The sequence below is a fragment of the Xanthomonas hortorum genome, assembly GCF_040279205.1.
GTDB classification, from domain to species: domain Bacteria; phylum Pseudomonadota; class Gammaproteobacteria; order Xanthomonadales; family Xanthomonadaceae; genus Xanthomonas; species Xanthomonas hortorum_F.
In genome coordinates this window covers 1-15,324 of sequence record NZ_JBEOLS010000082.1, presented here as the reverse complement: position 1 = coordinate 15,324, position 15,324 = coordinate 1, and the positions used below count along the sequence as shown (strand labels likewise).

Genomic DNA, 15,324 nt, shown 5'->3' with positions numbered 1-15,324 from the left:
ACACGCCGCAAGTACGTCCATGTAGGCTCTTACGCGGCATCCATGCCGCGTAAGGTCCCGCGACGGTGGGCGGACAAGGACCAGTCGAGATGGTCGGTGCGCAGGGTTTTCAGCAAAGCAATCTGTAAATTCCCTGGTGCGGTGTCCTCGCTGATTGCGGGACCGTGTGGCGGCATGGATGCCGCCACCGAGCCTCCAGGGACGGATTCACGGCGTGTCCCGCGAGCGGCGAGGGCACCGCGCACTCGACCCACCGAGCTTTTGACCGAATCTAAACGTCGCGACGATTCAACATCATCTCTGTGGCCGTAAGCTGATTGCACGATGTAGACGAATCAGTTGCAGAGCGATAGCGCTGCCGCTTCGCTGCAAAGCCATCGACCGAGCCTGCCTCAGGCAGAAAACGTATGCGGCTCGGCCGCAAATGCCACTGCCAGTGCGCCCTTGCCCACGTTGACCATGCCGGTCAGGCTCATCACGCTTTCGAACAATTCCACACCGTGGGTCTGGCAGGCGGCTTGCAAGGCGGCGTAGCCGGGCAGGGCGTGCAACTCGGTCAGCTCGCCGCCGTAGCCTACGCATACGGTGGGCGTCATCAAGCCCTCTCGGAGCTTGCGCACGGTGAAGCCGAACAGCTTCTCTGCGGATGGCTCGAAGCCCTTCAACTTGGCGACTGGTTCGGTGACGCCGCGATACGCGCGCAGCACCGGCTTGATATCCAGCGCACTGCCCAGCGCGGCGCTGATCAAGCCCACGCTGCGATCGCCCTTGGTGCGGGCACGCGCACGCAGGTAATAGAGATCGCGCGGAATCATGTAGCCGTAAGTGTGTTCGGCCAGCTGCTCGAGCCGGGCGCGAATCGCCGCCACGCCCTGGCCCTGCTCGCGCAGGCGCACCGCCTCCACCGCGGTGATGCCCTGGCCGGCGAACAGGTTGAGCGTATCGATCACGCGCAGTGCGAACGGCGAGGTATGACCTGCCGCCTGGCGGATCGGCTTGTAATCGTTGAGGATCGCGAAGCTGGCCTGCATGGCGTTATCGAAGATCTGGCTGCGCAGCTTGGAGACGGTCAGGCAGAACACGTGGTCGTAGTCGATGACCAGCCGCTGCAGGAACAGATCGCGGATCTGGTTGACCGAAAACGGTGTGGTCTCCGCCTCGTGACCGCGCTCGGCCACGTGCGCGTGCAGGAAGCTCAGCGTGGCCTCTTCATCACGGTGATCGGCCAGCACTGCTTCGCCGATGCGTACGCTGATCGGCAGCACGATGACGTTGTTGCGTTGGATGAAGTCCTGCGGCAGATCGCACGCACTGTCCACCACGATTCCGATGCGCATCGTCGCCCCCTTCGGCTGTTGCGTCGTCTGTAGTGCGAACGCTATCGCAAAACTGCCGTGGCGCGTAGGACTATCGCCTGGCGCGTCGCTGTCGTGGTGCAAGGCGACGCGTTCATCGGCGTGATGCAGCCGTCGATCAGTGACGACAGGCAGCAGCCACAGATACATCGCGCAGGGCATGCACAAGCGATCGCTTGCGTGGCGCAATCGCTGCCTGCGCGTGATGCGGCTCTGCACCATTCCTGGGCGCGGCGTTGTGTGCCTCCTGACTGATACATCCTGCTGGCAGCCGATAACGAACACAAACTGAGGACCCGCGCACGCTTCGCGTGCCAGATAGCACCCGTTATGGTGCATGGCGAGCGAGGGCTGCCGGAATTGCTATAGCTCCGCTCACAACGGCGCTGATAGGGTCCGACGCCACCGCTACAAGGCGGCTTTCGACAACGCCGTACTGGCGTTGCCGCGCGGAACCCACACGGAGAGTCAACATGCACAACAGCCAATCCAGCACCCTCACTCACACCGGTGCGCAGGCACCGACCACGCGGCGGCGCGCATCGCGCTGGTGGAAAGCAGCATTGGCAATCGGTCTGGTGGCGCTTGCGCCGGTGGCACTGGCCGGGCCCTACAAGATCTTCGGCAACCACTATGCGTGGGTGAATAATTTCAACGATCCCAACAACATCATCCAGGGCACCTTTGGCACCGGCAGCACGCCGGAGTTGACCGTGACCTTCAACTTCGCCGACTACAACCTCTACGGCTACCCGGCGATCGTGCGCGGCTGGCATTACGACTGGAATCCGACCAGCGACACCTTGTTCCCGAAGCAGATTTCCTCGCTGAGCAAGATCCCGCTCAAGTTCACCTATAGCGCGGGCGGCACTAATCTGGCCGGCGATTTCGCCTACGACATCTTCTTCCGCTGGGATACCGCCAAGGGCAACCCGCAGCTGGAAGTGATGATCTGGGGCGACCACAACTCCTGGCCGATCGGCACGCTGACCGCGAGCAAGGTGATCACCGCCGGTGGACGCACCTTCGACCTGTGGGAAGGCTTCAACTCCGGTGCCGGCTACTACGTCTACACCTTCATCCCGACCGGCACGGCTGGCCAGCCCACGCTCAAGACCAGCGGCAGCCTCAACGTGGATGCCAAGCCGTTCCTCACCTGGCTGCAGACCAACCGGTCCAAGGATGGGCGCTACAACAACAGCATGTATCTGCATGCGGTTGAAGCGGGTTTTGAAGTGGTGCGCGGCAATGGCTGGGCCAAGGTCAGCGCCACGCTCGACGCACAGTAATCTGCAATAACGTGGTCTTGTGCGCGGCGCATGCATGCGTCGCGCATCGGATGGGGCCACGGTGATCGGTCTGCAGGGATGGCCATGTCCTCGCCCCGTCAGCGCGAGGGTGTCCGTTGCCAGTGGCGCAACTGTGTCGATGGCGCCGGATGCGTAATGGTCGTTCGTTCACGGCTCGGCGCGTTGCGCTGCACGCCGGTGGACGAACGTTTATCCATCCATCATCGGAGTCCACCCCATGCAGTTGCACGATAGTTTCCGTTCGCTGACGTCTGCTGGTTCCAACCTGTTGCCGCGCGCTGTGGCGTTGGCCTTGGTGCTGGTCGCATCCAGCGCCAGCGCCGCTACAGGCGAGACCAAGGTCTACGGCACGCAGTACGCGTACAACAATAATTTCAACGACAAGAACAACAACATCAAGGCCACCTTCGGGTCAGGCAGCACGCCGAGCATGACCGTGACCTACAACCTGCCCAGCGGGACGTTGTACGGCTACCCCGCCATTTGCCGCGGTTGGCACTACACGATGAACCCGGCCACCGACAGCTATTTTCCGCATCAGGTGTCCAAGATCGGCAGCCTGAGCGGCGCGGTGGCGTTCACCACCAGCGGCAGCGGGCAGACCGGTGACTTTGCCTACGATCTGTTCTTTCGCAAAGACGCCAGCAAGGGCGACCCGCAGCTGGAAGTGATGATCTGGGGCGCCAACAATTCCTATCCGCTGGGGACGCTGACCACCGCCAATGCCATTACCTCCGGCGGCGTGACTTACGATCTTTGGGAAGGCAACAACTCCGCTGCAGGCTACTACGTGTACACCTTCATCCCGCATGGCACTGCAGGCAACAGCAATGCGTTGCCGGCCAAGGGCAATCTCAATGCGGACGTCAAGGCGTTCTTGACCAAGCTGCAGGCGTTGCGCGCCGGCGATGGCCGCTACAGCAATGCGCTGTATCTGCAGGTGGTGGAGGGTGGATTCGAAGTCACCGGCGGCATGGGATCGGTGTCGCTGAGCGGGTCGATTACCGCAAAGTAAACACGTTGATCGCCAGGTTGCGCGTCACTCTCGAGCAATGCGACCGGTGTACGCGAAGCCGCAGATATGGATGGGTGTGCCTGCCGATATCGCGTGGCGATGTCATGCCTTCGGCGGTCACGCAGCGGTGTCATTTTTGCTGTTGAGCGTTCGCCATCCACCGCACGGGCTGCGTGCGGTGGATGGCGACGCAAACAATGTTACAGCGCCACCAACTGGATGCTGTCGAACACGATGGCCGGGCTGAGAAAGCCGTTGTCCGGCGATCCCGACGCAATGCCGATCTCGATGCGGTTGCTGCCGGCCTGCAATGCCGATGCCGGAATATCCACCTCGTACAGCGTGTTGTTGCCGCGTGTGGTGCCCCGCGTAATGCCGCGTGTCTTGGGTTGCGAGGGCGCAGGCGGGACGGGGCCATTCCAGCGCGCATTGACGCTGATCTGCGGGCGCGCGCCGACCTGGCTCAGCGGCACGAAGATGCGCAGGCGATAGCCACGCACTTCATTGGAGGCCAGCGAGAAATCGATGCGGCTCGGCGTATTGATACCGCGCCACTGCACAGCGGGAAAATTGCTCACGCTGCTCGATCCAACGGTGTAGGTGACCGGCGTCCAGCTCATGCGCTTGTCGGAAGGGTGTGCGCGCGGCAGCAGATCTGCATGCCGGAAACCGGCAGCCGTGCCATCGGTAGTGCCGATCTGCCACTTCAGCGTGCCCGGCAAGGCGACGGCCTGCAGCGCAGCCTGGGCCGTTGCATTGGCGAAGACTTCAATATCGCGTTGCGCCACTTCCAGTTCGTTCTGATACAGCGTCATGCGGTAGCGGCCCGGACGCACACCGGCGATCTGATAATCGCCGCTGCCATTGGCGGTGGCCCAATACTCGGCTTGATCGTTGCGCAGGCCGACCACGGCCGGCTGGCCAGACAGCACACCGCTGACCCTGCCGCTGACCGCACCGCGCCCGGCGCTGGCCAGATAACCGCTCAGGCCCAGGGTGGCATCGACAAAATCGGTGTTGAGCTGCGCACTGGAGGGCGCACCGCCATCGGTAAACAGCAAGCCATACACGCCATGCAGCCCGCCACGAAACGCCTCGGTCTGGGTATGGTCAGAGTACATGTAGTTGTACAGCTCGTGCGTGACGCGGGTTTTCTGCGTGGCGATGTCCTTGAAGAACGGCCCGCCCGAACTGCGCTCGCGATTGCCCATCAGCATGAACGCCGCAACCCCCGAACCGCTGACCCCATGCACCTTGTCGTCGATCATGCGGCGTGCCGAGTAGAACTTGGAACTGGTGCGTCCATCCGGCAGCAAGAACACATCCTCGCTCTCGACCGGCGTACCCACGTTGGAGTCGGGTTCCTGCTGTGCATTCGGCAGCTTGGCGACATTCAAGCGGGTGACGAAGCGCAGCTCTTCGCCGCCGACCTTCGACAGTGTCGGTGCATAGGTTGCCATGTAGATCGCGTTGCGGCCTGTGCGTGCAATGTAGTACTGGGTCAGGTCGCCGGCCTTGGCCGAGACCACGATCGCCCCACCCACCGTGCGCGCCTCCACGCTGGCGCTACCCAGCCCCGAGGCCAGCTGCGTGCCCTTGGACTCGGTGGTCTGCAACTCGTTGTCGCGATAACGCATCGACACGATGTCGCCATTGCTGGCGTTGACCGAAAACACCAGTTGGGCGCCGGTGTCCACGATGAAGCGATCACCGCTGCGGGTGACGCCGAAGGCAGCCATGGCAGGTGCGCTGACGCTGCCGTAGAACAACAGTGCGCATGCCAGGATGCGCAGGGTAGGGCGGGGCATATCGATCTCCGAGTGGGGGTGTCGCTGTGATGCCGACGCGCGATGCTAGGCGAGCTGGACAGCGACCACGATGACCACGCGTGCAGAGCGTGCGCCCTGTTCGAAGTGGCGTGCCGAAACGCAGTGGAGGTCACGCTCTCTGTCTGCAACCTGGGGGCGCGAAGCGACCGATGGACGGTGCTGCCTGCATTTCACCGCAGTGACATGCGTCAGTGCAGCGCGTCGCGCGCCGACTGGATCGCCAGCACCCACTGTTCGCGTTTGCCGATCACGAAGCGATGCTCGCCACCATCGTCCAGTTGAACCACCAGCGAGGTCGGCGCAACCGGCAGCAAGCCGAACAAGCGTGTCCAGCGCAGTTGCATCGCCTCGATCTGCGCCAGATGCACGGTCAACGATTGGGTCTGGATATTGAGGGCATGCGGCTGAAAGTGCAGCGCATCGGCAGTGAGGATCAAGCGCCCGCCCACAGCTTCCAAGCCACGTTGCAGATTGGCTGGCGCTTGCCGCAGCACGACGCGGTCGATCGAGCGCAATCCGCTGCCCTGGAACAGCGAGGTCACCGCGGTACCCCTGCCATGCAGATCGGCCGCGTCTGCCGGTGCAAGGCCGCGACTGTTTCGATCAGTGCCGATGGTGAAACGCAAGACATACGGTAGACCCGGGGGAGTGCATCACTGCTGCGGATGTCGCCCGGAAGCCGCAGCGACACGGCATGACAGCACATCGCCGATGTACGCCACGCCACCGCCGACCAGATACATCGCCAGATCGTGCAGGGTGGCGGTGTTGCCGAGCGCGATAGCTGCGGCGCTGCCGGGACGCAGGCCGAGCCGGTCGGCCAGATGGATCGCCTGCAAGCCTTCGATCACGCACCCGGTCGCCACCGCCAGCAGCGCCGCCCAACGCGGTGAGAGCGCAAGCACACCGCGCAATCCGCAGTAGACCAGGATCACTGCCAACACATCGCCCAGGCTGCCGCGCACCCACGGCCCACCGAGCCGACCGGCGCCGATCGCCACTTCGATCAGCAGCACGGCAAGTGCGAGCAGCAGGTAGAACATGCGTGCGCGTGGGGACATCGGCATCAGGGTGTGCCTGCCAGATGACAGCCGTGTGTGCTCTTGGCATGGGAGGCGCCGCGCGGCGCAATCCCCCTTCCTACGTGGGCAGCGGTGCAGCACATCACACACACGCTCACTACGAACATGCGCGTTACAAGCAGGCTCGTTACAAGCACGCTCACTTCAGATACGCACGCGGCAACGGTCCTGCCTGTTGCATGTAACGGTCGCGCAGGTCGGTCTGGCGCGAGCGCATCGGCATGTCGCGGCCACCCAGCCACACCTGTTCGGCATAGTGGGCGACATCCAGCGGATCGCCGTCCCACAGCACCAGATCGGCCTGCTTGCCGACCGCGATGCTGCCGATGCGATCGGCCACGCCGAAGATTTCCGCCGGCACGCGGGTCAGCCCGGCCAGGCCGGATTCCCACGGCAATCCATTGGCTACCGCATTGCCGGCCAACTGGCGCAGCTTGCGCGCGTTATGCGAGGCATCGCCGCTCTGGGTGAAGCTGACCTCTACACCCGCCGCGCGCAGACGTGCGGCGTTTTCCAGGGTCGCGCCGATCTGGTCGAAAGTGGATGGCAGATCCGCCAGCGCATCCACCAGTACCGGCACCTTGGCCTGCGCCAGCTGCGGTGCGAGCTTCCAGGCTTCGGCGCCGCCGGCAATGGCGATGCGGACCTTTTCGCGCTGCGCCCAGCGCAGCAATTGACGGATATCGGCGGCACGTTCCACCTGCACCACGATGCGACCTTGCCCGCCCAGATACTTGGCCAGCACGCTGCGGCCGACCGGGGTCAGCAGCGCATGCGGCGAATCGGCCGGCACGCGCCCGCGCGCTTCGGCAACCAGTTGATCGAGCAGCATCCACTGCGCGGCACGCGAGCTGCCGGTGAGATCGGATGCGGCTGCACCGATGCGGATAAACAGGGCATTCGGGCCGATCGGGTCGGGGCTGCCATCCAGCCGTACGATGCCGCCTTGTCCGGCGATAAACGCGCCGCTGGTGGTCGCGCCCAACGCAGTGAAACCGATGCCTTCCACGCGCGCCACCGGCACCAGCACCGAGTCGGGGTTGTAGGCCAGGGTGACGTCGAATTCCGGGCGCATCGGCTGATCGCTCAGCTTGACGCCGCTGTCCACGGTGCTGTCTTCGCCGGACACTTCTTCGATGCCGATCTCGGTGATGCCGCCGAACAAGGCCGGGGTCAGCGGGCGGCCCTTGGCCTCGACCACGCGTCCATCGGTGGGTACGGCCAGGTGATTGCCGATGGCGCGGATTACCCCGCCCTGCACCAGCACATCGGTGTTGCGCAGCGTGCCTTGGGTGGTGGCGGTATGTACGGTCGCGCCACGGATCAGCACCTGCTGCCCGAATGCGGGCAACGCAAGCGCAGCCAATACCAACACTGACAACGCGCGCAGACGCGGGCGTACACGAGTCGCGCGGCTCATCGTGCCACCTCCTGGCCGAGCATGAAGTCCGACACCGGCTGCAGTGCGCGGTTATGCCGATCGTAGACCTGCGCGCCGTCGATATAGACCTGTTCGGCCAGCGCGTAGGAACTGAAAGGATTGCCGTTCCACACCACCACATCGCCCATCTTGCCCGGCTCCAATGCGCCGGTCTGTTTCTCGATGCCGAGCGCCTTGGCGGCGTTGCTGGTGAGCCAGCGGATCGCGCGCTCGGGCGCAATCTCCGTGCCACTGCGGCGCGCATTGGCGATCACCTTGGCCGCTTCCTGATTCAAGCGCTGGATGCCTTCTTCCGAATCCGAATGCACGATGGCGCAGCTGTTGGCCGGGCGGTCGATCATCGCGATGTTTTCCTGGATGCCGTCAAAGGCTTCCATCTTGAAGCCCCACCAATCGGCCCACAGCGCGCCGCAGACGTTTTCCTGCGCCAGCCGGTCGGCCAGTTTGTAGGCCTCCACGCCGTGGTGGAAGGCGGCGATGTGGAAGCCGAATTCCTTGGACAGATCCAGCATGGTCGCCATCTCATCGGCGCGGTAGCAGTGGATATGCACGCGGATGTCGCCGTTGATGGCGCCGGCCAGCGTGTCGAGCTTGAGATCGCGCTTGCCGCCGGCATCGCCGCTGCTGTCGTTGTCGCCGCCGCGGCTCCACCAGTGGCGCTTCTTTGTCGTCTTTTTAGGCGCGTTCTTCTGCAGGTACTCGGCCGCATCGATGAACGCGGCGCGGTAGCCGGCCACATTGCCCATGCGGGTCGCCGGGCCGCCCTTCTCGCCGTAGACGCGCTTGGGGTTCTCGCCGCAGGCCATCTTCAGGCCCCACGGCGCGCCCGGGAATTTCATGCCCTGGTAGGTCGTGGACGCCACGTTCTTGAGCGTGACGCCACGCCCGCCGATCAGATTGGCCGAGCCCGGCAGGATCTGCAGCGAGGTGATGCCACCGGCCAGCGCGGTGCCGAAGCCCGGGTCCTGCGGCCAGATCGAATGCTCGGCCCAGACATTGGGCGTGACCGGTGCGGTCATCTCGTTGCCATCGCTGTGTGCGCTGACGCCGGGGCTGGGATACACGCCCAGATGCGAGTGGACGTCGATGATGCCGGGCGTGACCCACTTGCCGGTGCCGTCGACGCGACGTGCACCGGCCGGCGCCTCCAGCCCGCGCCCGACCGCAGACACCTTGCCGTCGCGCAGCAGCACGTCGGCATCGTCCAGGCGCTGCCCGGTGCCGGTCAGGATCGTAGCGTGCTGGATCAACACCGGCCCGGAGGCGAGCGCGTGATAGGTGCTGGGATATGGGTCTTGCACGAACCGCGATGCCGCAGACGCAGGCCCGCACAGCACAGCCGCGCCCAGCGCGGCGAACAGGATGGAACGCATGGATTTCCCCGGTGCAACGAAAACGTCAGCAGCAAACCTAGCGGCCGGCGGCGTGCTTGCCAAGTGCTGCGCTCTCGGTTGCGGCGGGCTCATCACATGCGCGCGTGCATGCTGTGCGGTATTCGTCAGGGGAAACGTCGATGATTGCCAAATCAGAGCGCAACAAACAGGCCGATGTGGTGTTGGCTTTCTGGGAGCTGGCCGGCTCGGCCCGCTGGTTCACGCACAACGATGCGTTCGATGCCAACTTCCGCCAGCATTTCAGCGAGCAGCACTTTGCCGCCGCTCGCGGCGAGTATGCGCACTGGATGGAAAGTGCCGAAGATGCATTGGCCTTGCTGATCCTGCTCGACCAGTTCCCGCGTAACGCCTTCCGCGGCAGCGCGCATTCCTATGCCACCGACGGCCTGGCGCTGCAGCATGCCAAGCAGGCGCTCGCCAGCGGTTTCGATCAACAGGTCTCCGCGCAATTGCGGCTGTTCTTCTACTTGCCGTTCGGGCATGCGGAAGATCTGCAGGAGCAGGCGCGCGCGGTGCAGCTGATCACTGCGTTGGACGATGCCGAAACCACGCACTGGGCAGTGCATCACCAGCAGATCATCCACCGCTTCGGGCGCTTTCCGCATCGCAATGCGGTGCTGGGGCGCGAGAGCACTGCGGAAGAACAGCAGTTTCTCGATGACGGTGGATTTTCCGGTTGAGGCGCGGTGGCAAGTTTCTCAGCGCTGTTTAAGTTACAGCGTCCCTAGGGGTGTTACTTCACTGCAGGGCCCTTGCCCGCCCACTATCGCGGGACACGCCGCAAGTACATCCATGTAGGCTCTTCTGCGGCATCCATGCCGCATAAGGTCCCGCGACGGTGGGCGGGCAATGACCAATCAAGATGGTCGGTATGCAGGCTTTCAACAAAGCAACCTACAAACTTTCTGGTGCGGTGTCCTCGCCGATTGCGGGACCGTGTGGCGGCATGGATGCCGCCACCGAGCCTCCATGGACGGATTCACGGCGTGTCCCGCGAGCGGTGAGGGCACCGCGCCCTCGACCCTCGATGAACACCACAGCTCAAACCGAGACAGCAACAGCACGCACAGGCGAATCAACAGCTACGTCACCACTGCTGCGCGATCGGTCGTGGTACTCAGTACTTCGCCACGCCGTTGTCCACCTGGTCCGACCACGCATCGATGCCGCCGGTGACGTTGTAGACGTTGCTGAAGCCCAGGCTGCGGAAGTGCTCTGCCGCCTGCACGCTTCGGCCGCCGCGGTGGCACAGGAACGCCAGCGGGGTGTCCTTGGGCAGCTGCTCGATGGCGGCACGCTCGTGCGCGTCCAGCGTGCGGAACGGGGCGGCAACCGAAGCCAGCGCACGCTCGTCGGCCGGGCGCACGTCCACCAGGGTCAGCGTGCCGGCCTTGAGACGGTCGTCGGCATCGCGCACCGACAGCTCCTGCACCGGCTTGGGCGCGTTGGGGTTGTCGATCGCCAGGCCGCGGCCGCGGATGTCGTCCACCCAATCGATGGTGATGCCGTCGGCGCGGCGCGCGCTGGCCAGGTCGAACTGCACGCGCAGGCCGTTGGATTCGGCCGCGATCGCATTCGGGTTGGTCGGCGCCAGCTGGAAGTTCGGCTGGAAGTCGGCGTCGATGGACAGCGTCAGCGAGGCGTCCGGCGCATCGGCCAGCGCGCCCTTGAGCATCTCGACCGCCGCCGGGGTGACGGTGATCTTGGGCGGAGTCCGGTCCGGCGCCTGCAGGCCGAGCATGCTGCTCAGCTCGCCGCTGTCGGCCATCTGCAGGATGATGTCGCTGCCGCCGACCAACTCGCCATCCACGTACAACTGCGGAATGGTCGGCCAGTCGCCATAGGCCTTGATGCCTTCGCGGATGTCCTGGTCGGCCAGCACGTTGACGTGGGCATAGTCGATGCCCAGCCCGTCCAGCACGCCGACCGCCTTGGCCGAGAAACCGCACTGCGGCATGCTGGGCTGGCCTTTCATGAAGAGCACCACGCGGCTGGATTGCAGCAGCGTATCGATACGGGAACGCAGGGCGGGATCGAGGGACATGGCAGCACTTCGGTCAGATCGTGGAGGCGGACCATTCTACGCCGCGTGGCATCATGCGGTATGACCACGCTGCAAACGCTGTATCGCATTCCCTCACATCCTTACCGCTGGCTTGGCCTGCTCGCCCTCTCGCAGGCTGCGGTGGCGCTGTTGTGGTGGCACCTGGGCTGGATCTGGGGCGTGCCGGCGCTGTTGCTGTCGCACGCGCTGTTCGTGGTGCCGGTATTCCTGCCGCGCGCGCGCCTGTATGCGCCGGTACTGGCACGCCTGCCCGGACACGCGCCGCAGGTGTGGCTGACCATCGACGATGGCCCCTCCGACGACACCCCGGCGATGCTGGAATTGCTGGACGCCTACGATGCCAAGGCCACCTTCTTCGTGGTCGGCGCACGCGCCGAGCAGCGGCCTGAGCTGGTACGCGAGATCGTGCGTCGCGGGCATGGCATCGGCAACCACAGCCACACCCATCCGCAGGCCTGGTTCTGGGCGCTGGGGCCGCGCCGCATGGCGCAGGAAATCGGCCAGGCGCAGCGCGTGCTGGCCACCATCACCGGGCAGGCGCCACGGCTGTACCGCTCGGTGGTGGGTATGACCAACCCGTTCGTCGCCTCGCCGCTGCGTGCGCACGGCCTGACCCGTGTGGCCTGGAGCGCACGCGGCTTCGACGGGGTGCGCTGCGAACCGGATGCCACCGTGGCGCGCATCGTGCGCGACCTGCGCCCCGGCGCGATCGTGCTGCTGCACGAAGGTGCCGCGCACGGCCACAACCTGACCATCCTGCGTGGCGTGCTGGAGGCGATGCGGGAGCGTGGCTTGGTGGGGCGGCGTCCGGACTGAAGGTTCCCGGCAAAGCGGCTGCGTTCACCGCGAGGCGCGCCCGGTGCTTAGTCCTTCGATGCCGGCACGTCGTGCTGATTGTGCCGTGCATGCCCGCCTGAGGCCGCTCGCTGCGCTCTGTCAGCTGCGTCAGGATGCAGCTGACACAGCGCCGGATGTGACGCGCGCGCAGGCCCATGTGCCGGTCGCGGCGTCGCCGTCGGTCTGTCGGCTTGCGATCACCCGCTGCGACAAACAGACGTCAATCGCAGCCGTCAGCGGCAGACCTTGTGCCCTGATCTATTGACAGCCCTTTCACCTGGATCGAACATGCGCGCCCAGCCAGCAAACGGTGCGTGCCTTTCGATCGCATGCATGACGCCAGCCTCAGCGGCCGTCCCGGACGGCAATGTTTCGCTCATGAGGCTGACACCATGTCTTACCGTATTGCTCCTGTGCGCGCTGTTGTGCGTGCGGATGTGTGTTTGTTGAACGCTCGCTTGTCGCATTCCTTGTTGGCGCTGGCCTGCGCATGCCCATTGTCTGCGATGGCGCAGTCGAGCACGCGCGATCCGGTCGACCTGGACCGCATGCAGATCCACGCGCATCGCGGCGCTGCCACCGAAGGCACCGACTCCTACACCGCCGATGTCGCGCGCAGTTCGACCAAGCTGCAGCTCTCGCTACGCGAAACGCCGCAATCGGTGGTGGTGGTGACGCGCCAGCAGATCGTCGACCGCAATCTGCAATCGCTGCAGGACGTCACCGACACCGTGGCCGGTTTCAACTCGCCGACCTGGGATACCGAGCGTACCTATATCAACGCCCGCGGCTTCGAAGTGGACTACTACCGCATCGACGGCATCCCCACCGATTACAGCGGCGATGTGCAGCAGAACATGGCGATTTACGACCGTGTGGAAATCATCCGCGGCGCCAACGGACTGACCTCCGGTGCGGGCAGCCCGGCCGCGTCGATCGATCTGGTGCGCAAGCATGCCGACAGCGACGTGTTCACCGGCCGCGTGGATCTGTCGGCGGGGCGCTGGGACCGCTATCGCGGCACCGTGGACCTGCAATCGCCATTGAACACGGCAGGCAACGTGCGCGGACGGGTGGTGACCAGTTACGAAGACAAGCAATCGTTCCGCGATTACTACAGCAAGCAATCGTCGCTGTTCTACGGCATTGTCGATGCCGATTTCAGCGATGCCACCAGTGGCTATATCGGCGTCAACAAGCAGCGCAACGACGGTCGCGGCACCACCTGGGGCGGGGTGCCGGCGTACTTCAGCGATGGCAGCCGCACGGATTTTGCGCGCTCGGATTCGTTCACTCCGCGCTGGGCGCGCGGCGTGGCCGACACCACCAATGCCTTCGCCGGCCTGACCCATCGCTTCGACAACGGTGCGCAGCTGCATGTGGAATATTCACATCAGCGTTTCGAAGCCGATTGGAAATCGGTGTTGTTCGGCTATCTCGATTACCCGGACCGCGACACCGGCCTGGGCCTTGCCAGCAACTTTGGTGGCCGCTATCCCACACTGAGTGCGCAGAACAGTCTGGATGCCTACGCCACGGTGCCGCTGACGCTGTGGGGCCGCGAGCACGAACTGGTGGCCGGCGCCACCTGGATGAATCGCAACCTGCGCAGCTGGTCCAGCGGGCCGCTGCCGCTGCAGCAACTGACTGCCGAAAGCGTCTACGCCTGGACCGGCCGCATGGCGCAGCCGGAGTGGACGCCGCTGACCAAAGGCGAAGAACGCGAGGTGCGCCAGGTTGCCGCCTACGCTGCCGGCCGTTTCAGCCTGACCGATGCGCTCAAGGCCATCGTCGGCGCACGCATCACAGACTGGAAGAACACCGACCAACTGGTGCCGGCCAACTCGTATGAACGCCGCGGCCGCACCACGCCGTACGCGGGCTTGATCTTCGATGTGGACGATCACCATTCGCTCTACGCCAGCTACACCGGCATCTTCAAACCGCAGAGCAATCGCGACCGTAGCGGGCGGTATATCGAACCGCTGGAAGGCAACAGCTACGAGGTCGGCGCAAAGGGCGAATACCTCGGCGGCCAGCTCAATGCGGCGTTGGCGCTGTTCCGTATCGAGCAGGACAACCTCGCGGTCAACGACCCCGGCCAGTTGGTGCCCGGTACCACCGATCAGGCATATCTTGCGGCGAAGGGCACGGTCAGCCAGGGCGTGGAAATTCAGCTCGATGGCCAGCTTTCGGAGCAATGGCGCATTGCGTTCGGCTTTGCCCAGTTCGATGCCAACGACGCCAGTGGCGTCGATGTGAATCCGACCAGTCCGCGTCGCGAAGCGACGTTGTTCACCAGTTGGCAAACCGGCCCATGGCGCGTTGGTGGTGGTCTAAGTTGGCAGTCTGCGATTCACGAATTGATGTCGGGGCCACAGGGCACCACGCAGCGGTTGACCCAGGGCAGCGTGCTGCTGGCCAACGCGATGGCGCGCTACGACATCAATCAGGCTTGGTCGGCGCAGCTCAACGTGCGCAATCTGTTCGACCGCAAGTACTACGCCAACATCGTCTACCAGAGCCAGTTGATCTATGGCGACCCACGCGATGTGGAGCTGACGCTGTCCTGGAAGTTCTGATCTCGCTCAAGGCGCCAGCCGCTGACGGCATCCATGCCGCCAGAGGTCCCGCGACGGTGTGCGGGCAAGGGCCGGTCGAGAGTATCGGTGTGCATGGCTTTCAACAAAGCAATCAGCGAACTCTCTGGTGCGGTGAGGGCGCCGCGCGCTCGACTAGCTAGCTTGTCACTGCATCTAATGACGCTACGACTCGAAATCTCGGTTGTCTTGAAACGCATGGAGAGTGCGGATAGATCAGTTACAGAGCGGTTGATCTGTGACTTCGCTGCAGGGCCCTTGCCCGCCCACCCTCGCGGGACACGCCGCAAGTACGTCCATGTAGGCTCTTACGCGGCATCCATGCCGCGTAAGGTCCCGCGACGGTGGGCGGGCAAGGACCAGTCGAGATGGTCGGTGTGCATGTTGCAAGCAATG

General features: G+C 64.4%; 12 protein-coding genes. 5 read left to right on the top strand and 7 right to left on the bottom strand.

Annotated features, from left to right (window positions below):
• Window positions 1–392: 392 nt before the first annotated feature.
• Window positions 393–1,337, bottom strand: coding sequence for a DegV family protein (locus ABS769_RS20950; protein ID WP_317061204.1), 945 nt, complete (start codon window positions 1,335–1,337; stop codon window positions 393–395).
• Between the two features lie 491 nt (window positions 1,338–1,828).
• Between ABS769_RS20950 and ABS769_RS20945 the strand changes: the two genes are divergently transcribed.
• A complete protein-coding gene (locus ABS769_RS20945; RefSeq protein WP_255086013.1) occupies window positions 1,829–2,644 on the top strand; it encodes a GH12 family glycosyl hydrolase domain-containing protein in 816 nt (271 codons plus the stop codon).
• A gap of 238 nt (window positions 2,645–2,882) precedes the next feature.
• Complete coding sequence (locus ABS769_RS20940) at window positions 2,883–3,680, top strand: GH12 family glycosyl hydrolase domain-containing protein (protein WP_430544146.1); 798 nt, start codon at window positions 2,883–2,885, stop codon at window positions 3,678–3,680.
• A 200-nt stretch (window positions 3,681–3,880) separates the two neighbouring features.
• Here ABS769_RS20940 and ABS769_RS20935 read toward each other — a convergent pair whose 3' ends face one another.
• The 5 genes from ABS769_RS20935 to ABS769_RS20915 all read right to left on the bottom strand — a co-directional run bounded on the left by ABS769_RS20935 (window position 3,881) and on the right by ABS769_RS20915 (window position 9,405).
• Window positions 3,881–5,488 carry a rhamnogalacturonan lyase B N-terminal domain-containing protein gene (locus tag ABS769_RS20935; RefSeq protein WP_317061203.1) on the bottom strand — a complete coding sequence of 536 codons (1,608 nt, stop codon included), beginning with the start codon at window positions 5,486–5,488 and terminating at the stop codon, window positions 3,881–3,883.
• 209 nt (window positions 5,489–5,697) lie between these two features.
• A complete protein-coding gene (locus ABS769_RS20930; RefSeq protein ID WP_043889875.1) occupies window positions 5,698–6,024 on the bottom strand; it encodes a hypothetical protein in 327 nt (108 codons plus the stop codon).
• Window positions 6,025–6,162: 138 nt separating this feature from the next.
• A complete protein-coding gene (locus tag ABS769_RS20925) occupies window positions 6,163–6,570 on the bottom strand; it encodes a DUF2809 domain-containing protein (RefSeq protein ID WP_430544147.1) in 408 nt (135 codons plus the stop codon).
• A gap of 160 nt (window positions 6,571–6,730) precedes the next feature.
• A complete protein-coding gene (locus ABS769_RS20920; RefSeq protein WP_317061201.1) occupies window positions 6,731–8,011 on the bottom strand; it encodes an amidohydrolase family protein in 1,281 nt (426 codons plus the stop codon).
• Window positions 8,008–9,405, bottom strand: coding sequence for an amidohydrolase (locus tag ABS769_RS20915; protein ID WP_317061200.1), 1,398 nt, complete (start codon window positions 9,403–9,405; stop codon window positions 8,008–8,010). The genes ABS769_RS20920 and ABS769_RS20915 overlap by 4 nt, the downstream gene beginning before the upstream one ends.
• Before the next feature lie 140 nt (window positions 9,406–9,545).
• Between ABS769_RS20915 and ABS769_RS20910 the strand changes: the two genes are divergently transcribed.
• On the top strand, window positions 9,546–10,106 hold the full coding sequence (locus ABS769_RS20910) for a DUF924 family protein (RefSeq protein WP_317061199.1): 561 nt from the start codon (window positions 9,546–9,548) through the stop codon (window positions 10,104–10,106).
• 437 nt (window positions 10,107–10,543) lie between these two features.
• Here the strand turns inward: ABS769_RS20910 and grxD are convergent, their stop codons facing one another.
• Window positions 10,544–11,470, bottom strand: a complete 927-nt coding sequence (gene grxD / locus ABS769_RS20905; protein ID WP_317061198.1) for a Grx4 family monothiol glutaredoxin — start codon at window positions 11,468–11,470, stop codon at window positions 10,544–10,546.
• Window positions 11,471–11,530: 60 nt separating this feature from the next.
• On the opposite strand from grxD, the gene ABS769_RS20900 reads away from it, so the two are divergent.
• Both ABS769_RS20900 and ABS769_RS20895 read left to right on the top strand, forming a co-directional pair.
• Window positions 11,531–12,307: a polysaccharide deacetylase family protein gene (locus ABS769_RS20900; RefSeq protein ID WP_317061193.1), complete on the top strand. Its 777-nt coding sequence runs from the start codon at window positions 11,531–11,533 to the stop codon at window positions 12,305–12,307.
• Window positions 12,308–12,765: 458 nt separating this feature from the next.
• The gene (locus ABS769_RS20895; protein WP_345785018.1) at window positions 12,766–14,910 is read left to right on the top strand and encodes a TonB-dependent siderophore receptor; all 2,145 of its coding nucleotides are present in this window, start codon (window positions 12,766–12,768) and stop codon (window positions 14,908–14,910) included.
• The last annotated feature ends 414 nt before the right edge of the window (window positions 14,911–15,324 follow it).